The sequence below is a fragment of the Methylobacterium sp. J-030 genome, assembly GCF_022829545.1.
Lineage (GTDB): Bacteria > Pseudomonadota > Alphaproteobacteria > Rhizobiales > Beijerinckiaceae > Methylobacterium.
In genome coordinates, this window is the sequence record NZ_JAKSYM010000133.1 from 39,344 (window position 1) to 60,901 (window position 21,558).

At 68.5% G+C, this 21,558-nt stretch carries 20 protein-coding genes; 8 read left to right on the forward strand and 12 right to left on the reverse strand.

Translation table 11 applies throughout. The annotated features are described in order from the left end of the window. Positions 1 to 58: 58 nt before the first annotated feature. Positions 59 to 343: a DUF1150 family protein gene (locus MKK75_RS07430; protein ID WP_244041961.1), complete on the forward strand. Its 285-nt coding sequence runs from the start codon at positions 59 to 61 to the stop codon at positions 341 to 343. Between the two features lie 18 nt (positions 344 to 361). On the opposite strand, the gene MKK75_RS07435 is transcribed toward MKK75_RS07430, so the two are convergent. Next, positions 362 to 1,129 carry an alpha/beta hydrolase gene (locus tag MKK75_RS07435; RefSeq protein ID WP_244041962.1) on the reverse strand — a complete coding sequence of 256 codons (768 nt, stop codon included), beginning with the start codon at positions 1,127 to 1,129 and terminating at the stop codon, positions 362 to 364. 107 nt (positions 1,130 to 1,236) lie between these two features. Here MKK75_RS07435 and MKK75_RS07440 point away from each other — a divergent pair, with 107 nt between their 5' ends. The 3 genes from MKK75_RS07440 to MKK75_RS07450 all read left to right on the forward strand — a co-directional run bounded on the left by MKK75_RS07440 (position 1,237) and on the right by MKK75_RS07450 (position 4,185). Beyond that, positions 1,237 to 2,523, forward strand: a complete 1,287-nt coding sequence (locus MKK75_RS07440; RefSeq protein ID WP_244041963.1) for a glycosyltransferase — start codon at positions 1,237 to 1,239, stop codon at positions 2,521 to 2,523. A 222-nt stretch (positions 2,524 to 2,745) separates the two neighbouring features. After that, complete coding sequence (gene infC / locus MKK75_RS07445) at positions 2,746 to 3,267, forward strand: translation initiation factor IF-3 (RefSeq protein ID WP_244007340.1); 522 nt, start codon at positions 2,746 to 2,748, stop codon at positions 3,265 to 3,267. Positions 3,268 to 3,399: 132 nt separating this feature from the next. Continuing rightward, positions 3,400 to 4,185 (forward strand): HesA/MoeB/ThiF family protein, encoded by a 786-nt coding sequence (locus MKK75_RS07450; RefSeq protein ID WP_244041979.1) that lies wholly within the window; start codon positions 3,400 to 3,402, stop codon positions 4,183 to 4,185. Here the strand turns inward: MKK75_RS07450 and MKK75_RS07455 are convergent. From MKK75_RS07455 to rpmI, 7 genes are all read right to left on the reverse strand, one after another. Next, positions 4,174 to 5,055: a DUF1186 domain-containing protein gene (locus MKK75_RS07455; RefSeq protein WP_244041964.1), complete on the reverse strand. Its 882-nt coding sequence runs from the start codon at positions 5,053 to 5,055 to the stop codon at positions 4,174 to 4,176. The two genes, MKK75_RS07450 and MKK75_RS07455, sit on opposite strands and share 12 nt — an antisense overlap. Positions 5,056 to 5,065: 10 nt before the next feature. Beyond that, complete coding sequence (gene pheT, locus MKK75_RS07460) at positions 5,066 to 7,486, reverse strand: phenylalanine--tRNA ligase subunit beta (protein ID WP_244041965.1); 2,421 nt, start codon at positions 7,484 to 7,486, stop codon at positions 5,066 to 5,068. Between the two features lie 18 nt (positions 7,487 to 7,504). After that, positions 7,505 to 7,987, reverse strand: a complete 483-nt coding sequence (locus tag MKK75_RS07465; RefSeq protein WP_244041966.1) for a hypothetical protein — start codon at positions 7,985 to 7,987, stop codon at positions 7,505 to 7,507. Next, a complete protein-coding gene (locus MKK75_RS07470; RefSeq protein ID WP_244041967.1) occupies positions 7,987 to 8,286 on the reverse strand; it encodes a hypothetical protein in 300 nt (99 codons plus the stop codon). Before MKK75_RS07470 ends, MKK75_RS07465 begins: the two co-directional genes overlap by 1 nt. A gap of 22 nt (positions 8,287 to 8,308) precedes the next feature. After that, positions 8,309 to 9,391, reverse strand: a complete 1,083-nt coding sequence (gene pheS / locus MKK75_RS07475; protein ID WP_244041968.1) for a phenylalanine--tRNA ligase subunit alpha — start codon at positions 9,389 to 9,391, stop codon at positions 8,309 to 8,311. A gap of 148 nt (positions 9,392 to 9,539) precedes the next feature. Continuing rightward, the gene (gene rplT / locus MKK75_RS07480; RefSeq protein ID WP_043355811.1) at positions 9,540 to 9,917 is read right to left on the reverse strand and encodes a 50S ribosomal protein L20; all 378 of its coding nucleotides are present in this window, start codon (positions 9,915 to 9,917) and stop codon (positions 9,540 to 9,542) included. Positions 9,918 to 9,968: 51 nt separating this feature from the next. Beyond that, positions 9,969 to 10,172 carry a 50S ribosomal protein L35 gene (rpmI, locus tag MKK75_RS07485; RefSeq protein WP_243924925.1) on the reverse strand — a complete coding sequence of 68 codons (204 nt, stop codon included), beginning with the start codon at positions 10,170 to 10,172 and terminating at the stop codon, positions 9,969 to 9,971. 415 nt (positions 10,173 to 10,587) lie between these two features. Between rpmI and MKK75_RS07490 the strand changes: the two genes are divergently transcribed. The 3 genes from MKK75_RS07490 (at position 10,588) to dapE (ending at position 15,458) form a co-directional block, all read left to right on the forward strand. Beyond that, a complete protein-coding gene (locus MKK75_RS07490) occupies positions 10,588 to 11,718 on the forward strand; it encodes a glycosyltransferase family 4 protein (RefSeq protein ID WP_244041969.1) in 1,131 nt (376 codons plus the stop codon). A gap of 143 nt (positions 11,719 to 11,861) precedes the next feature. After that, positions 11,862 to 14,201 (forward strand): amylo-alpha-1,6-glucosidase, encoded by a 2,340-nt coding sequence (locus tag MKK75_RS07495; RefSeq protein ID WP_244041970.1) that lies wholly within the window; start codon positions 11,862 to 11,864, stop codon positions 14,199 to 14,201. A gap of 84 nt (positions 14,202 to 14,285) precedes the next feature. After that, positions 14,286 to 15,458 (forward strand): succinyl-diaminopimelate desuccinylase, encoded by a 1,173-nt coding sequence (dapE, locus tag MKK75_RS07500; RefSeq protein WP_244041971.1) that lies wholly within the window; start codon positions 14,286 to 14,288, stop codon positions 15,456 to 15,458. Positions 15,459 to 15,956: 498 nt separating this feature from the next. On the opposite strand, the gene truA is transcribed toward dapE, so the two are convergent. From truA to recR, 4 genes are all read right to left on the reverse strand, one after another. Then, positions 15,957 to 16,706 carry a tRNA pseudouridine(38-40) synthase TruA gene (gene truA, locus MKK75_RS07505; protein WP_244041972.1) on the reverse strand — a complete coding sequence of 250 codons (750 nt, stop codon included), beginning with the start codon at positions 16,704 to 16,706 and terminating at the stop codon, positions 15,957 to 15,959. Then, positions 16,706 to 17,635 carry a methionyl-tRNA formyltransferase gene (gene fmt / locus MKK75_RS07510; RefSeq protein ID WP_244041973.1) on the reverse strand — a complete coding sequence of 310 codons (930 nt, stop codon included), beginning with the start codon at positions 17,633 to 17,635 and terminating at the stop codon, positions 16,706 to 16,708. Before fmt ends, truA begins: the two co-directional genes overlap by 1 nt. A gap of 8 nt (positions 17,636 to 17,643) precedes the next feature. After that, positions 17,644 to 18,159 (reverse strand): peptide deformylase, encoded by a 516-nt coding sequence (def, locus tag MKK75_RS07515; protein ID WP_244041974.1) that lies wholly within the window; start codon positions 18,157 to 18,159, stop codon positions 17,644 to 17,646. A 93-nt stretch (positions 18,160 to 18,252) separates the two neighbouring features. Beyond that, the gene (gene recR / locus MKK75_RS07520) at positions 18,253 to 18,858 is read right to left on the reverse strand and encodes a recombination mediator RecR (RefSeq protein ID WP_244041975.1); all 606 of its coding nucleotides are present in this window, start codon (positions 18,856 to 18,858) and stop codon (positions 18,253 to 18,255) included. Positions 18,859 to 19,275: 417 nt separating this feature from the next. On the opposite strand from recR, the gene MKK75_RS07525 reads away from it, so the two are divergent. After that, a complete protein-coding gene (locus MKK75_RS07525; protein ID WP_244041976.1) occupies positions 19,276 to 20,895 on the forward strand; it encodes a phosphoenolpyruvate carboxykinase in 1,620 nt (539 codons plus the stop codon). Positions 20,896 to 21,558 lie beyond the last annotated feature (663 nt).

The window sequence follows — 21,558 nt, forward strand, 5'->3', positions numbered from 1 at the left end:
GTGCCGCCGGTGCCTTCGGGACCGGCTGCGGACGCTCTGCCACCCCAGGAGGGCTTTGATGACCGATCCGAACCCGTCGCCCCTGACCCCCGCCGATCTCGATCCCGCCGACTTCCAGCCGGCCGATCTCGCGGCGCTCGGTGAGGGGCATATCGCCTACGTCCGGCCGATCCGGTCCGACGAGGTGCGCCGCTTCTTTCCGCAGGCCCCGGAACTGACGCCGGGCCTCGACCTGTTCGCGCTGCTCTCGGCGAGCGGGGCGCCGATCATGCTCGCCGATTCCCGCGATGTCGTGCTGGCCAATGCCTTCGCGCACGACCTGCAGCCCGTCAGCCTGCACTGAACCGGGTGCCTTCGCCCGTCAGGCCATCTCGGCCACCGCCGCCACGAGCCGCGCGACATCCTGCGGCCGCGACAGGCGGTGGTCGCCGTCGGCGATCAGCGTGAGCACCAATCCCTCGGCGGGCAGCCGCCCGGCGATCTTGAGGGCGTGATCATACGGCACATCGGGGTCGCGCATTCCCTGGAGGATGTGGATCGGGCAGGACGGATCGAAGGGTCCGCCCAGCAGACAGTTCCGGCGGCCATCCTCGATCAGCTTCAGGGTGATGGGATCCGGCTCTGGCGCGTAGGTGCCGGGCCTCTCGAGAATGCCGTCGCGCATCATCAGGGCGCGCGCCGCTTCGGTGAGGCGGCTCCAGATCAGATCCTCCGTGAAATCCAGGGCCGGGGCGATGAGCACGAGGCCCGCCGTCGGCTCGCCGCCCGCCGTCCGGTCGCGGGCCGCCAGGCACGCGATCCATCCGCCCATCGAGGAGCCGACCAGGATCGGCGGCTCGGTGACGTGGGCGCTCAGCACGGCCTGCGCGTCCTCCAGCCAGGAACTGATCGTGCAGTCCGTGAAGGTTCCGGTCGATTCGCCGTGGGCCGCGTAGTCGAACCGGACGAAGCGGCGCCCGGCCTCGGCGGCCCATTGATCGAGGGCACTGGCCTTCGTGGCTTTCATGTCGGACCGGAACCCGCCGAGCCATACCACCGGCGGCCCCGAGCCGGGGCGCTCTCGCACGGCGATGCGCCGTTCGCTGCCGCCGGCGCCGACGGTGAGGAAACTCGGCTCGCTATCGCCCATCCCGATCTCCGATATCCCCATCCGCGCGCGATGAAGTGCCGTCCTTGATACGGTCCGCTTCAACATCCGTTTACCGGACCGTAAAGCGCGACGACGATGCTGAAGCAATGGCAGCGAGCATTTGGCAGATACCGGCGGGCGGCATGCGCGTGCTGGCCGAGGAACCGCGGGCGGGCGATGAGCCCCGCGGCCGGACGCGATTTCCCAGCGAGGTCGGTGCCCTGGCGGGTGCGCGAATCCTGCAGATCATACCCGAACTCGAGGCCGGCGGCGCCGAACGCACGACGGTCGACGTCGCGGGCGCCCTGGCGGCGGTCGGCGCCCGCGCCCTCGTGGCGACCGAGGGCGGGCGCCTGGTCGGCGAACTGCAGGCGAAGGGCGGCCACTGGCTGCGCTTCCCGGCGGCTTCGAAAAACCCGGCCGCGATGGCGGTCAACGTCCTGCGGCTGATGATGCTCTGCCGCCGCGAGGGCGTGCAGCTCATCCATGCCCGCTCGCGCGCGCCCGCCTGGGTGGCGCTCGGCGCCGCGCGCCGGCTCGGCCTGCCGTTCGTGACGACCTATCACGGCAGCTATTCCGGCCGGACGAGCGTCAAGGTGCTCTACAATTCCGTGATGGCCCGCGGCGATGTGGTGATCGCCAACTCGCACTACACCGCCGATCTCATCAGGCGGATGCATGCCGAGCAGGCCGGCGACCGGGTGCGGGTGATCCACCGGGGCACCGATCTCGCCGTCTTCAACCCGGTCGCGGTCGGGGCTGGCCGGGTCGAGGCCCTGCGCCGGGCCTGGAATGTCGCGCCGCACGAGCGGGTGATTCTCCTGGCGGCCCGTCTCACCGCCTGGAAGGGGCATCGCGTGTTGATCGAGGCGGCTGCGCAGATGCGCGACCGGGGCGTGGCCGATTTCGCCGTCGTGCTGGCCGGCGATGCCCAGGGCCGGACTTCCTACGAGCGCGAGCTCGACGCGCTGGTCGCGGCTCGGAATTTGGGCGCTGTCGTGCGCCGGGTCGGGCATTGCACCGACATGCCGGCCGCCTTCCGGGCTGCCTCGGCGGTGGCCGTGCCCTCCGTCGAGCCGGAAGCCTTCGGACGGTCGGCTGTCGAGGCGCAGGCGCTCGGGACACCGGTGGTGGTCTCGGATCTCGGCGCCGTCCCCGAGACCGTCCTGGCAACGCCGGATGTTCCGCCGGGCCAGCGCACCGGCTGGCGCGTCCCGCCGGGGGACGCCCAAGCCCTCGCGGCGGCGCTCAGCGAAGCCCTTTCGCTGGGCGCGAGCGCCCGGGACGCCATGGCGCGCAGGGCGCGCACCCACGTCGAGGCCCGTTTCTCGCTCGATCGCATGGCCGGGGATACGCTGGCGGTCTACGCTGGATTGCTGGGCGCAGGCCGCTGATCGGATCCTCGTCCGAAGCCCGACGGACATCCCGCGGCAGCCCCCGATTATTTTCGGTCCGCGCCGCGGTTGGACGTTGACTCTGGCCCCGCTTCCCCCAACGTAGTAAGTCCGGATGAGACCGGAGCGGCCGGCGGCTGGGTGATCCTCGCGAGGATCGTCCGGTCCGTGATTTCGTCGTTGCACCAGGAGACCTAAGCCATTCGTAGACCGATGAGAGCCATGCCGGCCCCGCAGAAGGACGGGCCGCGCGCCAACCGCGATATCCGCGGGGTGCGGGAAGTGCAGCTGATTGACGATACCGGCCAGAACCGCGGCGTCGTCCCCTTCTTCGACGCGCTGAATCTCGCTGAGGAAGCCGGCCTCGATCTCGTGGAGATCGCGCCGAATTCCGTGCCGCCCGTCTGCAAGCTGCTCGATTACGGGCGCTTCCGCTTCAACGAGCAGAAGAAGCAGAACGAGGCGCGCAAGCGGCAGAAGACGGTCGAGGTCAAGGAGATCAAGCTCCGCCCCGGCATCGACAAGCACGACTACGACACCAAGATGAAGTCGGTGCACCGCTTCTTCGAGGAGGGCGACAAGGTCAAGGTGACCCTGCGCTTCCGTGGGCGCGAGATGGCTCACCAGGATATCGGACTGCGTCTGCTGGAGCGCGTCAAGAACGAGACGGCCGAGATCGCCAAGGTCGAGAGCGAGCCGATGCTCGAAGGCCGGCAGATGATCATGATCCTGGCGCCGCGCTGAGGGTCACCGCGACGTCGCTTCGCTGCCGAACCAAGGCTCTGGGGCATCTTCGCCCCGGTGCCGATCCTGACGATCCGCCTTCGCGCCGCCACCGGTCTTCCGTGCGCCGCCGCGAAGGCCTATGGGCTGCGCATGGCCCTCTCCTCCGACGAGATCGAACGCTACGCCCGCCACCTCGTCCTGGCCGAGATCGGCGGCCCGGGTCAGGCGTGGCTCAAGGCCGCCCGGGTGCTGGTGATCGGCGCGGGCGGGCTCGGCGCGCCGCTGATCCAGTATCTCGCGGCCGCCGGGATCGGCACGATCGGCCTCGTCGATGACGACACGGTCTCCCTCTCGAACCTGCAACGGCAGGTGATCCACGGCACGCCGGACCTCGGCCGGCCGAAGGTCGAGAGCGCCGCCGAGGCGGTCGCGCGCCTCAATCCGCACATCGCGGTTGTTCCGCATCCGATCCGCATCGATCCGGACAACGCGGTCGATCTGATCGCCCGCTACGACCTCGTGGCGGACGGGTCCGACAACTTCGCCACGCGCTACGCCGTCTCGGATGCCTGCTTCCACGCCCGCCGCCCACTGGTGACGGCGGCGCTCGGCCGCTTCGACGGCACGCTCACCACGATCCGCGCGCACGAGGCTCGTCCGGACGGGACCCCGAACCCGAGTTATCGCTGCCTGTTCCCGAACCCACCGCCGCCCGGCAGCGTCCCCGCCTGTGCGGAGGCGGGCGTCCTGGGGGCACTCGCGGGCGTGATGGGCTCGCTGATGGCCATGGAGGTCATCCGCGCGGTGACGGATTTCGGCGAACCACTGGTCGGCCGTCTCCTGATGGTGGATGCGCGCTCCATGCGGTTCGAGACGCTGCACTACGGCTGGGATCCGGAAAACCCGCTAAGCGGCACCGGCGCTTCAGCCGAATAGCGGCCCGGGTGGCATCCACGGCCCTTCGGCCTGCTCCTTGCCGAGGCAGCATTTCTTGAACTTCTTGCCCGAACCGCACGGGCAAGGATCGTTGCGCCCGATATCCTTGAACGGGTTGCGCTGCGGTTCGCCCGCCCCCTCGACGGTCCAGTCGAGGGCTTCGACCGCATCGTCCAGGTAGCCGTACTGGTAAGGGCCGAGACGATCCCGGTCGTGGGGCTTCGTCTCGGCCTTGCGCAGGGCTTCCGTGAACCAGGCGTCATCGCTGATCTCGTCGGTGATGCGTCCGTCGGCGCGGGCTGCGGCCACCCGAGGCGCGAGATCCCGGAAGCCGAGATGCGCGATCGTCTCCTCCCAGCCGGCCCAGGCCGGCGCCTCCTCGACGGCGGCCTGCGCGTCGTCGAAGCGGACCAGAAGGTCGTGCATCGCGGCCCGGTCGATCCGGCCCTCCAGGGTCAGGAAGGTGCAGGCGGAGAGCAGCGCCATGCGGGCGTAATCGTCGACGGTGCTGTCGAGGATCAGGCGGAACAACGGCTGCGGATCGCCATCAAACAGGCTCGCCAGAACCTTGGCCAGGGTCGCTGTGAGGGCATCGCCCAACACGGCATCGAGGCTGTCCTCGTCCTGTCGCAGGAGGCGCAGGAGTGGCGTCAAGGCGCGCGTGTCACGGGCCTGAGCCATGACGTGCAGACCCCAAAAGAGGAGGTTGGCGTCCTCCGGCGAAAGCTCACGCTCATCGGCGGCTGCTTCAAGCAGCGGCAACGTCGCTGCGGCGATTGCGGCCGCATGCTTCACGGCTTCGCGCAATGCCGCGGTCGGCCGGTGCTCGGCCGCCGCGAGATCCGCGATGAGCAGGGTGGTCCGGTCCATCGCGCGCTCCTCAGGCGCGAAGCGTCGCGCCGGTCCGGCGCGAGACCTCGGCGACGATCCTGGCACTCACGGCCTCGATCTCGGCATCGGTCAGGGTGCGGTCAACCGGCTGCAGCCGCACCGCGATCGCGACCGATTTCGCGCCCTCCGGCACGCCGGGGCCCTCGTAGAGATCGAACACGTCGACGCCCGTCACCAGCTTGCGGTCGGCATTCTGGGCGGCCTTGACGATGTCGCCGGCCGGCACGTCGCGGCCGACCACGAAGGCGAAGTCGCGGGACAGGGGCTGGAACTCGGAGAGCGCGAGCGCCGGCTTGGCCTTGGTCGGCCTGTGTTTGGGCGGCGGCAGCGCGTCGAGCACGATCTCGAAGGCGACGAGGCTGCCCTTGAGATCGAGGGCCTGCAGCGTTCGCGGATGCACCTCGCCGAACCAGCCGATCTCGGTCTTGGGCCCGAAGCGGAGCGTCCCGGAGCGGCCGGGATGCAGCCAGGACGGTCCGCCGGCCGTGACCTGCAGGCCGCCGGTCGGGACGCCGAGGCTGCCGAGCAGCGCCAGCGCGTCGGCCTTGGCGTCGAACGCGTCCACCGTCCCGGTCGCGCCATCCCAATGTCGCCCGGCCCCCGTCAGGGTGGCGCTGCCCCGGCGAACTGCGGCCGCGCGGATCGTCTGCCCCTCGGGCTCGTCGGTGGCGAAGCACTGGCCGACCTCGAACAGGGCGGCATCGGGGTAGCCGCGGTCGGCGTTGCGCTGCGCCGCGCGCAGGAGGCCCGGCACGAGGCTCGGGCGCATGTCCGACAGGTCCGCGGCGATGGGGTTGGCCAGGGCGAGATCCGCACCGCCGCCGCCGAACAGCACGGCGTCGTCATGCGGGACGAAGGACCACGTCACGGCCTCCATCAGGCCCCGGGTCGCCAGCGCGCGCTTGGCGGTCCGCGTGCGCTTCTGCATCACGGTGAGCAGCGCGCCGCCCACGCCGGTCAGACGCGGCAGGGGTTTCGCGACGATCCGGTCGAGGCCCGCGATCCGCACGACCTCCTCGACGAGATCGGCCTTGCCCTCCACGTCGGGCCGCCAGGACGGCGTCAGCACCTTCACCCGGTCGCCGGTGCCCGAGACGTGGAAGCCCAGCGTCTCGAGGATGACCTTGGTCTCGACGCGCGGCACCTCAAGGCCGGCGAGGCGACGGACCTCGGTCCAGGGGAAATCGATGATCCGCCCGGATTCGGGCGGATCGCCGGCGATCCGCGCTTCGCTCGGCGTGCCGCCGCAGAGCTCGATGATGAGGCGGGTCGCCAGATCGAGGCCCGGCAAGGTGAAGGCCGGATCGACGCCGCGCTCGAACCGGTAGCGGGCATCGGTGATGATGCCGAGGCGCCGGCCCGATTGCGCGATGTTGGTCGGATCCCACAGGGCCGATTCGATCAGGACGTCCGTGGTGGTCGCGTCGCAGCCCGAGTCCTGGCCGCCCATGATGCCGGCAATCGACTCGACGCCGTTTTGATCGGCGATCACCACGGTCTCGTCGGTGAGCACGTGGGTGCGCTCGTCGAGGGCGAGCAGGCTCTCGCCGTCCCGGGCGCGGCGCACCACGAGGCCGCCCGACACCTTGGTGGCGTCGAACACGTGCAGCGGCCGGCCGCGGTCGAAGGTGACGTAGTTGGTGATGTCGACCAGCGCGTTGATCGGGCGCAGGCCGATCGCGCGCAGGCGGGCCTGCATCCAGGCCGGGGCGGGGCCGTTCGTCACGCCACGGACCAGCCGCAGGGCGAAGAGCGGGCAGAGGTGCCGGTCGGCCGGCTCGAAGGCCAGCGCGACCGTGACGGGGCAGGGGCCCTCGCCGCGCACGCCCGGCAGGGTCTCGCCCTTGAGCTTTCCGATCCCGGCCGCCGCGAGGTCGCGGGCGATGCCGTGGACAGAGGTGCAGTCCGGCCGGTTCGGCGTCAGGTTGATCTCGATGACCGGATCGTCGAGCCCGGCATAGAGCGCGTAGGGCTGGCCGACCGGCGCCTCCGCGGGCAGTTCGAGGATGCCGTCATGATCCTCGCCGAGGCCGAGTTCGGCCCCCGAGCACAGCATCCCACGGCTCTCGACGCCCCGGATCGTGCCGACCGACAGGGTGATGTTCTTGCCCGGGACATAGGTGCCGGGCGGCGCGAAGACCGAGACCAGGCCAGCGCGCGCATTCGGCGCCCCGCAGACCACCTGCACGGGCTCGCCGGCACCGGTCTCCACCGTGCAAACGCGCAGGCGATCGGCGTTCGGATGCTGCTCGGCCGTCAGGATCCTCGCGACGACGTAGGGCTTGAGTGCGGCTGCCTTGTCCTCGACGCCCTCCACCTCCAGGCCGATCCGCGTCAGCGTCTCGGCGATGGTGTCGAGGGAGGCCTCGGTGTCGAGGTGGTCCTTGAGCCAGGAGAGGGTGAATTTCATCGATCGTAACCTCGCGGCTCAGGAGAGCCGGGCTTTCGTTATGAGGAGGACGGCCAGTTTGCGACGCTGATCATCGCCAAGGGATTCGAGAGCCTTTACCGTTTCACGGGCACGGTTCAGGATTGCCAGGGTCTCGTTTTGGCTGACCGGCATGGTCGGCGGGCTGTAATCGGCGAGGTGACGCCGCTCCTGCAGAACCGCGAAGGCTGCACCGATCGTGGCGACCGCAGGTGCGATCTGCGCAGCTTCCGGGGATGTCAGACGTTTCCGGACTTGGCCGTGGTCGAGCATGCGGTAGACCGATTCCAGTTCCCCGCTCCGTCTCCAGCCCACGATCACGCTCGCGCAGACGAAACAGAGCCCGTGGAACACCGCGTAATAGGCGCTGCTCACGGCACGGCGCATCGAGGCTTTGCGCAGATTCATCCGACCACCCTGGCGGGCGAGCGTTTCGGCGACTTCGAGCAGGTCGTAGACGAGGGTGTTGCCGAGGCGCGGCATCACGGATGCCCGAGTTCATCGTCGTCGATCAGAACCTCATCGTCGGGATATTCGACATCGAGATAGGGGAAACGGTCTTCGCCGCGTTCCATGAGGCGCATCCTGAGATCGGCGTTTGCCCCATTCAAACGTCCGCCGTCGGTGACGCCCGACCCCGGTCTGAAGACGGCTTTCACGAACAAGGAGGGCTCGCCCGAGTGATCGAAGCCGGGGCGCACCTCGACCCGCTCGTAGCCGGAGCTTCCGAGCGTTCGGCCCAGGATCTCGTTCGCCAGCGTGCGGATTTCGCCCTCGGTCATAGCCGCCGCCCCCGATCTTTCCTCACCCCGTCAGCCCGCCCACCAAACTCGGCACATCCAGCGGCCGGAATCCATAATGGTCGAGCCAGCGCACATCCGCCTCGAAGAACGGGCGCAGGTCCGGCATGCCGTATTTCAGCATGGCGATGCGGTCGATGCCGACTCCGAAGGCGAAGCCCTGCACGGCGTCCGGATCCAGCCCGCAGTTCCGCAGGACGTTCGGGTGGACCATCCCGCAGCCCAGGATCTCCAGCCAGTCGTCGCCCTCGCCGAAGCGGATCTCGCCGCCCTTGCGCGAGCACTGGATGTCCACCTCCGCCGAGGGCTCGGTGAACGGGAAGAAGGACGGGCGGAAGCGCATCTTCACGCCCTCCACCTCGAAGAACGCCTTGCAGAACGCCTCCAGCACCCATTTCAGGTTGGCGATGTTGGCGCTCGTGTCGATCACCAGCCCCTCGACCTGATGGAACATCGGCGTGTGGGTCTGATCGGAATCGTGCCGGTAGGTCCGCCCCGGGATGATCACCCGGATCGGCGGCGTCTGCGCCCGCATCGTCCGCACCTGCACGGGGGAGGTGTGCGTGCGCAGCACCTTGCGCTTCCCGTCCCGGTCGGGAGCCAGGAAGAAGGTGTCGTGCATCTCGCGCGCCGGGTGGCCGGGCGGGAAGTTGAGGGCGGTGAAGTTCAATTCGTCCGTCTCGATGTCCGGCCCCTCGGCCACCGCGAAGCCCATATCGGCGAAGATCGCGGTGATCTCGTCGATCACCTGGGAGATCGGATGGATCCGGCCACGCACCTCCGGCGCCTCGCGGACCGGCAGGGTGACGTCGACCCGCTCGGAGGCGAGGCGGGCTTCGAGGGCGGCCTCGGCGAGTTCGGTCTTGCGCGCGGTGACGGCGCCCTGAACCCGGTCGCGCAGGCCGTTGATCAGGGGGCCGCGCTCCTTGCGCTCGTCGGGCGTCATGGAGCCCAGGGTCTTCAGCAGATCCGAGACACTGCCCTTCTTGCCGAGTGCGGCGACGCGGACGGCGTCCAGCGCCGCCTCGTCGGAGGCCGCCGAGACCTGGGCCAGGAGATCGCGTTCGAGGCTGTCGAGATCGGTCATCGCGTCATCAAACAGGGTGGGCGGAGAAGGCCGTGGCGGCGTGCTCTCGCGCGTTGCGCGGCCCGGCGCAAGCGCGGGACCCCATAAACGACGAAGGCGCGGCTCCCGGGGGAACCGCGCCTTCCGTGCGTCTCGCCGTTGGCCTGGGTCAGGCAGCCTTGGCGGTCGTCTGCGGCAGCGCGGCCTTGGCCTTCTCGACGACGGCGGCGAAGCTCGCCGGCTCGTGGATCGCCAACTCCGACAGGGCCTTGCGGTCGACCACGATGCCCGACTTCGCCAGGCCGTCGATGAAGCGCGAGTAGGTCAGGCCATGCTCGCGGACCGCCGCGTTGAGGCGCTGGATCCAGAGGGCGCGGAAGGTGCGCTTCTTGTTCTTGCGGTCGCGGTAGGCATACTGCATGCCCTTCTCGACCGCCTGCTTGGCGATACGGATCGTATTCTTGCGCCGGCCGTAATAGCCCTTGGCGGCCTTCAGAACCTTCTTGTGCTTCGCGTGACTGGTCACGCCGCGCTTGACGCGGGCCATCGGTTATCTCCTGGATTCGACGAAAGTCAGTGGCAACGGGTGGCGAAGGGCTTACCGCGCGTTCGGCAGGAAGTACTTCTTCACGTTGGCGGCATCACCCTCGAACATCGTCGTGGTGCCGCGCAGGTTGCGGATCTGCTTGGTCGTCCGCTTGATCATCCCGTGGCGCTTGCCGGCCTGGGCGTACATCACCTTGCCAGTGCCGGTGATCTTGAAGCGCTTCTTGGCGCCGGATTTGGTCTTCAGCTTGGGCATTTGGCTCTCCGTTGGCGAAACTCCGTCCGGCCGACCCGCAAGGGTCAGAGGGGGAGCGCGCAAAGATGCTTCTGGTGGAGCAGCACGAGCCGCCACGGCAGCCCTATCGGCCGGGCGGTTCGACGCGGGGCGGCTTATGACAGAAAGCCGACGCGGCGGCAACGTCCGTGCTGCGGGCCGATGGTGAGGCGGCCTCGCGGTGGCGACGCGGGAACGGGGCGGTTCGCCCGTTGTTCTGGATCGGTCGGATTGCCCGGTGATTCGAGGAATGCGGGGACAGTTTGCGCGCTGCACAAAACCGTGCGCGACAGAGGGGTGCCAGGAACCATAACCTTGGCCGTCCGTTTCATTCATGTCCCGCTCAGGCCGGCAGGGTTAGACCCCCCGTCAAATTCGGCCAACCAGGAGACACTTCGTGCGCATTGCCCAGATCGCTCCGTTGTCGGAGGCCGTTCCTCCGAAGTTCTACGGCGGCACCGAGCGCGTCGTCAGCTGGATTACTGAAGAACTGGTCCGCCAGGGCCACGAGGTCACGCTGTTCGCGAGCGGCGACTCGCGGACCGGAGCCAATCTGGCGTCCTGCACGCCTGAGGGACTTCGTCTGCTCGGCTACCGGGACCATACCGCCAGCCATCTGGCGATGCTGCATCAGGTCCATCGGCGCGCGCACGAGTTCGATATCCTGCACTTCCACATCGATCTGCTGCAATATCCGATGTTCGAGGACTTGAACCACAAGTGCCTCACCACGATGCACGGCCGCCTCGACGTGCCGGACTTCATGCCGGTCTACCGCACCTTCACGGGCATGCCGCTGGTCTCGATCTCCGACAACCAGCGCCTGCCCATGCCGCCGACCTCGAACTGGCTGGCGACGATCCATCACGGCCTGCCGGCCGAGAACTGCCCGTATGTCCCGGAGGTCAAGGGCGGCTACCTCGCGTTCCTCGGCCGGATCTCGCCCGAGAAGCGGCCCGACCGCGCGATCGAAATGGCGATCCGCTCCGGCACGCCGCTCAAGATCGCCGCGAAGGTTGACAAGGCCGATCAGGATTACTGGAATGAGGTCATCGAGCCGATGATCCATCATCCGCTGGTCGAGTTCATCGGCGAGATCAACGAGGAGCAGAAGAAGGACTTCCTCGGAAACGCCCTGGCGCTCGCCTTCCCGATCGACTGGCCGGAGCCCTTCGGCCTCGTGATGATCGAGGCGATGTCGGCCGGCACGCCGGTGATCGCGTTCCGCAACGGCTCCGTGCCGGAGGTGATCAAGGACGGCGTGAGCGGCGTCCTCTGCACCTCGATGGACGAAGCGGTCGAGGCCGTCGCGAAGGTGAAAGCCATGTCGCGGGCCGGCGTACGCCGGCACTTCGAGGGCCACTTCACGGCCGAGTGCATGGTCAACAAGTACGTGACCGCCTACGAGGACCTGCTCAGCCGCGGCGCGGACGTGATCAAGCTCCCGAGCTCCGGCTTCAAGCCGCATTACGGTGAGGTGAACGGTTCGGCGCGGCCGGCGATCCCGGTCGCGGCCATGCCGGCCTGATCGGCATCGGGATTGCGAGGCTGGCCGGGACCGGCCTAGCGTCTTAAAGGCGACTCATCTGTCAGGTGAACAAGGGCCGCGGCATCAGGATCGATGCGGCGGCCCTCTCGATTCGTACCCCACAGCACCCGGAGATGCCCGGCATGGCGGACCACACGGCAGCGGCCCAAAAGGCGACGAGTCACGCGGCGGCGGCTGGAAGCCTGGCGCGCGGATTCCAGGACGCGGACGATGTGCTGCCGCCCTATCACATCGAAGCCCAGACCTCCCTGGTGGAGCGACCGCTGCGCGCACTGAAGTTCGGCGAGGCGTTCGGGGTCCTCGATTCCTACGGCGATATCGGCGTCCAGCCCGGGCCGGAGGGCCTGTACTTCCAGGATACGCGCTACCTCTCCCGCCTGGAGGTGTCCGTGGAGGGGCAGCGCCCGCTGATGCTCTCGTCCGTGATGCAGGACGATAACGGCGCCCTCAGCGTCGACATGACGACGCCCGATATCCGCCTCGACGCCCACGACGAGACCTCGATCCCCCGCGAGACGATCGCGATCGAGCGCACCAAGTTCCTGTTCCGCGGTGCCTGCTACGACCGGATCGGCCTGCGCTCCTTCGACTCGAAGCACCGCCGCCTGCGCATCGCCGTGACCTTCGATGCGGATTTCCGCGACCTGTTCGAGGTGCGCGGGACCGACCGGAAGGAGCGCGGCAAGCGCGGCGTGCTCGTGGCAAGCGACCGGGAGGTCCAGTTCCGCTACGTCGGCCTGGACGAGATCGTGCGGACCACCGCCCTGCATTTCGGCCCGAAGCCCGATCTGATCGAGCCGGGCCGTGTGGCCTTCGACGTGTCGCTGCCCCCGGGCAGCAAGATCTCCCTGTTCATCCGCGTGACCTTCGAGGCGCACCGGGCCTTCACCAAGCCGCCGAGCGACACGATGGTCGGCGAGGATGCCGCCGCCAAGCTGACGCTCGCGGCCAATGCCGGCGGCGCCCGGCGGGAGCCGAAGGATCTCGGCGAGGGGATGATCTTCGCCCGCGCCTACCGCGATTCCCGCCGCGATCTGCGGGCGCTGACCGCGGGCATCACCACGATCATCTCGTCGAACGACCAGTTCAACGAGGGGCTGTGCCGGGCCACCGCTGACCTCTACATGCTGGCGAGCCGCACGCCCGAGGGGATCTACCCGTTCGCCGGCATTCCCTGGTACTCCACGGTGTTCGGCCGCGACGGCATCATCACGGCGATGATGGCGCTGTGGATCGACCCGAAATTTGCCCGCGGCGTGCTGCGCTACCTCGCCTCGACCCAGGCCAAGGCGGTCGATCCGGCGGCCGATGCCCAGCCCGGCAAGGTCCTGCACGAGACCCGCCGCGGTGAGATGGCGATGCTCGGCGAGGTGCCGTTCCGCCACTATTACGGCACGATCGACGGCACGCCGCTCTTCGTGATGCTGGCCTGGGAATACTATGCCGTCACGGGCGATCTGGAGACGGTCCGGGCGATCTGGCCGGCGCTCGAACTCGCGCTCGAATGGATGGACCGCTACGGCGACCGGGACGGCGACGGCTTCGTCGAATACGCCCGCGACACCGAGAAGGGCCTGGAGAACCAGGGCTGGAAGGACAGCCACGATTCGATCTTCCACGCCGACGGCCAGCTCGCCAAGGGGCCGATCGCCCTGTGCGAGGTGCAGGGCTACGTCTACGCCGCCAAGCACGGCATGGCGAAGCTCGCCGCGCTCCTGGGGCACGACCCGATGGCCGAGCGCCTGATGCAGGAGGCCGCCGCCCTGCGCGAGCGGTTCGACGCCGCCTTCTGGAACGAGGAGATCGGCACCTACGCGCTCGCCCTCGACGGCGCCAAGACGCAGTGCGCCGTGCGCTCGTCCAATGCCGGCCACGCCCTGTTCACGGGCATCGCCAAGCCGGAGCGCGCCGCGCGGGTCGCCGACACGCTTCTGTCGAAGGATGGGTTCAACGGCTGGGGCGTGCGCACGATCGCCAGGGGCGAGGCGCGCTACAATCCGATGTCGTACCACAACGGCTCGATCTGGCCGCACGACAACGCCCTCGTCGCCATGGGGCTCGCCCGCTACGACCGCAAGCACGAGGCCGCGCGCGTCTTCCAGGGGATGTTCGACACCTCGCTCTATCAGGACCAGAAGCGGCTGCCGGAGCTGTTCTGCGGCTTCATGCGGCGGAAGCAGCGCGGGCCGGTCTCGTATCCGGTCGCCTGCAGCCCGCAGGCTTGGGCGGCGGCGGCCCCCTTCGCGTTCCTGGCCGCGTGCCTCGGCCTCGAACTCGACCACGCGGGCAACAGCGTGCGGCTGAAGAACCCGATCCTGCCGGGGTTCCTCGACGGCGTGACGCTCTACAACGTCCGGCTCGGCGGCTCGCACCTCGACATCCGCTTCCAGCGCTACGACGACGACGTCACCGTCTCGGTGCTGCGTCGGCACGGGGACGTGCAGGTGGTGGTCACCAAGTAGGGGCTGCCCGTTTGGGGCTCCCCTTGGCGGCCCGCTTCGGGGTAAGCGGGCCGCGCGGCGCTTTTCGCCGCCGAGGACGGGTCGATGCCGGCTGACCACGACGCACCGCACGGGGCTCTGCGCCTCGCGCAGGCATTGATCCGCTGCCCCTCCGTCACCCCGGAGGATTGCGGCGCCCTCGACGTGGTCGCCGACGCGCTGCGGCAGGCGGGCTTCACCATCGAGCGGCCGGTCTTTTCGCAGTCCGGCTATCCCGATACGCCGAACCTGTTCGCGCGCCGCGGCGACCGCGGCCCCTGCTTGGTCTTCGCCGGCCATACCGATGTTGTGCCGGAGGGCGACGGGCCGTGGCGCCACGCCCCGTTCGAAGGCGCGGTCGCCGACGGGATGCTGTACGGCCGCGGTGCGGCCGACATGAAGGGCGGCATCGCCTGCATGCTGGCCGCGACGCTGGCCTACCTGGACCGCCGCGGCCCGGATTTCTCGGGTTCCATCGTTTTCCTGATCACCGGCGACGAGGAAGGACCGGCGGTCAACGGCACCGTCAAGCTGCTCGATTGGGCGCGCACCCGCGGGCATCGCTTCGACCATTGCGTGCTGGGCGAGCCGACCAATCCCGGCCGGCTCGGCGAGATGATCAAGATCGGCCGGCGGGGCTCGCTCACCGGCAAGCTCACGGTCGTCGGCCGGCAGGGCCACGTCGCCTATCCGCACAAGGCCCAGAACCCGATCCCGGGCCTGTTGCGCCTAGCCTCGGCGCTGATCGCCGACCCGCTCGACAGCGGAACTGCTCATTTCGACGCCTCGAACCTCGAATTCACCACGATCGACGTTGGCAATCCCGCCACCAACGTGATCCCCGCGACCGCCCGGGCGACATTCAACGTGCGCTTCAACGACGATTGGACGGCCGAGAGCCTCGGCGCCGAGATCCAGCGCCGGCTGGAGCGGGCGGCCGGCAACGCGGTGCGCTTCACCCTCGATCTTCAGCCCTCGAACGCGCCGGCCTTCCTGACCCGGCCGGACAGTTTCGTGGACCTCGTCGCGACGGCGATCCGCGATGAGACCGGCCTGACGCCCCTCCTGTCGACCACGGGCGGCACGTCGGATGCCCGGTTCATCAAGGATGCTTGCCCGGTGATCGAGTTCGGCCTCGTCGGCGAGACCATGCATCAGACCGACGAATGCGTGGCGGTTGCCGATCTGGAGCGGCTGACAGCGATCTATGGCCGGGTGCTGGAGGCATACTTCGGTTGAAAGCTTTTCAGCCAAGCCAGATAGGCCTCAGACACGCTGTGCGGAAATGGCCGCGAAGGTGCAATAAAGCGCCGACTTTTCCGGCCAAGCCGGTCTCCGACCGCGATATATATTTGCCGAAGACGTTGAACATGAGGGTCATCCAGCCGTAATTCGATACTCCTACGCACCGCAGCTGCAGCGGCGGCTCTGTTGACATTCTCGCTCGGTATAAATGTAGCACCCAGAATGATCCGTCCAACTTTTAAAAAGAAGTGTTTCACTCTCCGCTTCGTCGTCAGCTGCAAGTCGTTCAAGATTGAAAAAGGTGCGTACTCCGAGGGGCCATAATTTGACAGCGACAAGACGGACAGTGCGGTGCAGACGTGAATCGCAATCGCAAAATACAGATCCATTCGCTCCCCCCATGATTTTAGCCATATCGGGCAGGGCGAACCTCTCACATGATGACGTTGTTTCAAACCCCATGTTTATAAAGTTGCTTTCAGGTTGATGATCTCAGTAATCGACACCCACGAAGGTCAGTCCAGCGGCCGGCGCTAAGGGGCCGCACCGGCGCTTCTCGCCCGAGGCGAGGATGTCGGCGACATCGTCGGCCGAGAGCCGGCCACACCCCGCGAGCATCAGCGTGCCCACCATCGCCCGCACCTGATGGTGCAGAAACGAGCGCGCCGAGGTCGCCACCACGATCTCCGCGTGCAGCGCCATCGAAGTCCGGGCGACGTCGAGCTGTTCCAGGGTGCGGATCGGGCTGTTGGCTTGGCATTCCGCGGCGCGGAAGGCCGAGAAATCGTGGCGGCCGACGAGACGCTGGGCGGCCTCGTGCATGCGGTCAGCATCGAGGGGCCAGGGTACGTGCCAGACATGGGCCCGCGTCAGCGCCGCGGGACTGCGCCGATTCAGGATCCGGTAGCGGTAGTGGCGGCGGATCGCGGAGTGGCGGGCATCGAAGCGCTCCGGCACGATCTCGGCCGAGAGGATTGCGACGGGCTGCGGCCGCAGATGGGCGTTCAGCGCGTCGCGCACGGTGTCTGTCCGCCAGTCTTTGGCAAGATCGAGATGGGCGACCTGATGGATGGCGTGCACACCGGCATCGGTCCGCCCGGCGCAGGTGAGCCGGACATCCTCCCCGGAGAAGCGCGAGACCGCGGCTTCGATCGCGCCCTGGACGGTGGAATCCTCGGCCTGCCGCTGCCAGCCGCAGAACGGGCTGCCGTCGTATTCGATGACGAGCTTGTAGCGGGGCATCAGCCGAGGCGTGCGCCGGGCGTCAAGCGCGCCCCGCGGACGAAGTCGGCCCCGCTCGCGCTTCCGCCTTTTCCTGCCCGGCGCAACTCCGTCAGACGCACCGCACCTGTTCCGCAGGCGACGGTTCCCGCGGCGTCCAGCAGCGTGCCCGCTCCGCCGGTCTCGTCTGCAGCCAAGGCGCGAAGCACCTTCACGCGCTCCAATCCCTTGCCAAATTCGGCCTGGAAAAATGCCCCCGGGACGGGCGACAACCCGTTGATGTGGTTGGCGACCTGATCGGCCGGGCGCGACCAGTCGATCCGCGCCTCGTCGTTGGTGATCTTGTGGGCGTAGACGACCCCCTCTTCCGGCTGCGGCGTGAAGGTCAGCGCCCCTTGATACAGAAGGCCTAGGGCACGCGCCATCAGGTCCGCGCCGACCGGCATCAGCGCGTCGTGCAGTTCGCCGGCGGTCATGCCGGGGATGATCGGCACCCGCGCCTCCAGGGCGACCGGGCCGGTATCGAGACCGGCCTCCATCCGCATCACGCCTACGCCGCTCTCGGGATCGCCCGCCATCACGGCGCGCTGGATCGGCGCCGCCCCTCGCCAGCGCGGCAGCAGGGAGCCGTGGAGATTCAGGCAGCCGTGCTTGGGCGCCTCGAGGATCGCCTGCGGCAGCAGCATCCCGTAGGCCACCACAACGGCGACGTCGGCCTGATGCGCGGCGAAGCACTCCGCGGCCTCCGGCGTGCGCAGCGTGGCGGGCGTGAGCACTGGCACGCCGAGCTGATCGGCCAGCGCGTGGACGGGGGAGGGCCGCAGGCTCATGCCGCGGCCTGCCTTGGCGGGTGCGCGGGTGTAGACGGCCGCGATGGTGTGGCCGTCCTGGGCGAGCTTCGCCAGCGTCGGCACCGCGAAGTCTGGGGTGCCCATGAACACGATGCGCATGGCCGGGCTCAGGCCGCGTCGCGCTTGGCCGCCTTGGCGAACTTCTTGATCACGCGGTCCCGCTTCAGCTTCGACAGGTGATCGATGAACAGCACGCCGTTCAGATGGTCGATCTCGTGCTGGATGCAGGTGGCGAGCAGGCCGTCGGCCTCGATCTCCCGCTCGGTGCCGTCGAGCTCGCGAAACGTCACGCGGACCCGGTCCGGCCGCTCGACCTCGCCGTAATATTCGGGGATCGACAGGCAGCCCTCGTCGTAGGTGCGCTTCTCCTCCGAGGACCAGACGATCTCGGGGTCGATGAAGACCTGCGGCTTGCGCACGCCCTCTTCCTTGGACGTGTCAATGGTCACGACGCGCTTCGCCACGCCGACCTGGATCGCCGCGAGGCCAACGCCGGGCGCGTCGTACATGGTCTCGAACATGTCGGCCACGAGGGTCCGGATCTCGCCGGTGATCGGGCCGACCGGGTCGGAGATGCGGCGCAGGATGGGGTCGGGCAGGATGACGAGCGGGCGGATGGTCATGGCGGGAACCGGCAGGGACAGCGCCGGCTCGGGTCCGGGCTTTTCGTCGAATAGGATGCGGGTCGAGACCGGTCAAATACCGCGCCGTGGCCTTCAGAACGCGGTGCGGCTCCGGATCGCCGCCGTCAGCGTGCCCTCGTCGAGATAGTCGAGTTCGCCGCCGACCGGCACGCCGTGGGCGAGGCGCGTGACCTTCACGTCGCAGTGGCGGATCGATTCCGTGACGTAGTGGGCCGTGGTCTGGCCGTCGACCGTGGCGTTGAGCGCCAGGATGACCTCCGTCACCTCGGGCCGGGCCGCGCGCTCCACGAGGCTCGCGAGGTTCAGGTGCTCCGGCCGCACCCCGTCGAGCGCCGAGAGCACGCCGCCGAGCACGTGGTAGCGCGCCTTGACGGCCCCCGAGCGCTCCAGCGCCCAGAGGTCGGACACGTCCTCGACGATCACCAGCGTCGTGGGATCGCGCTCGGCGTCGCGGCAGATCGTGCAGGGCTCGGAGGTATCGACGTTGCCGCAGCTCGAGCAGACCACGATGCGCTCGGCCGCCACCCGCATCGCATCGGCGAGCGGCCCGAGCAGCGTGTCGCGGCGCTTGATCAACTGCAGCGCGGCCCGCCGGGCCGAGCGCGGCCCGAGCCCGGGCATGCGGGCGAGGAGCTGGATCAGGCGTTCGATCTCGGGGCCGGCGACGGCTTGGGGCATCGTGCCTCTGTCGGGAGTGTCGGGCGCGGGACGGGCAGGCCGTCCGGCACCGGCATAGCGGTCGCCGATCAGCATGCAAGGGCGCACCTGCGCGGCACTGGTATATGGGTATTCCAGTGCCGTTCCGCCCGCGCCGGGACGCCGAACCCTGTGGGTGACTGCTTACAGACGGGGGTTTCTGCCTTCGCAACTGTGATCTAACCTGTTTGTCCACGTTGCGGGCTTGAGATGGAGCCCATAAGGACAGCGAAGCTTCGCCGCCTACTCAAGCGATAGGTCGGGAAGCGGCCGGGGAGCGGAGAACCTGCGTGTGGCGGACCTGTACGACCGCACGGACGTCCCCCGGGCAATTCCGGACGCGGATCGCGTCCGGCTCAGTCGCGTCGACGGTCGAACAGGGGCCCGGGAGATACGATCTTGACGAACATCGGTGATCACAACGCGGCCCACGGCGCCGAGGCTGCCGGCTTCCGCGACCTCAAGGCCGTTCACTGGAACTTCGAGGCGCCGCGTCTCTACGAGGAGGCGCTGTCCCGCAAGGAGGCGCAGCTCGCCCGCGGCGGCGCGATCGTCGCCACCACCGGCAGCCATACCGGCCGCTCGCCGAAGGACAAGTTCGTGGTGCGCGACGCGAGCACCGAGAACGAGATCTGGTGGGACAACAACGGCGCGACCACGCCGGAGCAGTTCGAGACCCTGCGCCAGGATTTCCTGAAGCACGCCGAGGGCAAGGAACTGTTCGCCCAGGACCTCTACGGCGGCGCCGATCCCGCCCACCGGGTCAAGGCCCGGGTGTTCACCGAGTTCGCGTGGCACTCGCTGTTCATCCGCAACCTGCTGATCCGGCCGGACCGGTCGGAGATCGCCGCCTACGTGCCCGACATGACGATCATCGACCTGCCGAGCTTCCAGGCGGACCCCGCCCGGCACGGCTGCCGGTCCAAGACCGTGATCGCCATCGACTTCGCCAAGAAGCTCGTGCTGATCGGCGGCTCGGCCTACGCGGGCGAGATGAAGAAGTCGGTCTTCACCTACCTCAACTACATCCTGCCCGGCCGGGGCGTGATGCCGATGCACTGCTCGGCCAACGCGGCGCTCGACGCCGAGGGCGGTTCGGCCATCTTCTTCGGGTTGTCCGGTACCGGCAAGACCACGCTGTCGAACGATTCCTCGCGCCAGCTGCTCGGCGACGACGAGCACGGCTGGTCGAACGAGGGCATCTTCAACTTCGAGGGCGGCTGCTACGCCAAGACGATCCGGCTCTCGCGCAACGCCGAGCCCGAGATCTACGCCACCACCGAGCGGTTCGGCACGGTGATGGAGAACGTGGTGATCGATCCGGTGACCCGGGCGCCCGATTTCGACGATTCCTCGCTCACCGAGAACACCCGCTGCGCCTATCCGCTCGACTTCATCGCCAATGCCAGCGCCACCGGCCGGGCCGGGCATCCGAAGAACATCGTGATGCTGACCTGCGACGCCTTCGGGGTGATGCCGCCGATCGCCAAGCTCACCGGCGCCGAGGCGATGTACCATTTCCTCTCGGGCTACACCGCCAAGGTGGCCGGTACCGAGCGCGGCCTGACCGGGCCGGAGGCGACCTTCTCGACCTGCTTCGGCGCGCCGTTCATGCCGCGGCACCCGAGCACCTACGGCAACCTGCTGCGCGACCTGATCGCCAAGCACGACGTCGATTGCTGGCTGGTCAATACCGGCTGGACGGGCGGCGGCGTCGGCACCGGTCGACGGATGCCGATCCGCGTCACGCGTCGTCTGCTCTCCGCGGCGCTGGACGGTTCGCTGTCGCAGGCGGAGTTCCGGCGCGACCCGTATTTCGGCTTCGCGGTGCCGGTCTCGGTCCCGGGCGTCGAGCCGCACATCCTGACCCCGGTGAAGACCTGGGCCAACAAGGGCGCCTTCGTGGAGACGGCGGCGCGGCTCGTGAAGATGTTCGACGACAACTTCAAGCGGTTCGAGGGCCACGTCGATTCGGACGTGCGCGCCGCCGGGCCGACCGCGCAGGCGATCGCGGCCTGATGAGCGAAGGGGGCGGCCCGAGCGGCCGCCCTTCTCGCGGCTCTGCCGTTCGCGAATCTCCGGTCGCACCGTGGTCTCCTTCCCCGTGGGGTAACCGGTTATAGGTTTGAGGCACACGGCCCGTGACGGCGTGCAACGCGCCTTCCCTCCATGCCGAGCCCATTGGCGCGCCAACCCCGATCGCATCCTATGTCGCCGCGAGCCGCCAGGCCCGGACGGGAGAGCGATGGTCCCCAAATACGATTTGTGAATCCGCAAGCCTGCGCGGACGAGGGTGCGCGTCGCGCTCTGCCGCCAGCGTCAGTGCCGGACCCAGATGTGTGAGTGTCGTCGTCTTACGGCGTCAGATAATTTCGCCCCCTCTGCTGTACGGGGGTTCCGGTTTGCGGATACGCTTCCGGAAACGTGCTCGATTTCGAAGGGCTTGAGGCCAGCCCTTTCGAGGTGTTTGGCCAAGCGCAGGGCACGGGATCGGCGCACCCGACGCGTGACACCCACCCCTTTCCCGGACAGGTGAAGCGCAGCGGAACCTGATCTGGGACCCAGCACACGAAGCGCCGCGTCAGCGGCACAGCTTGTTTCAGACGGATGCTTCGCGAGGCTGTGCGCTGGATCCCGGGTCGCATTCCGCTTTCGCTGCATGCGCCCGGGAAAGGGCCGCGT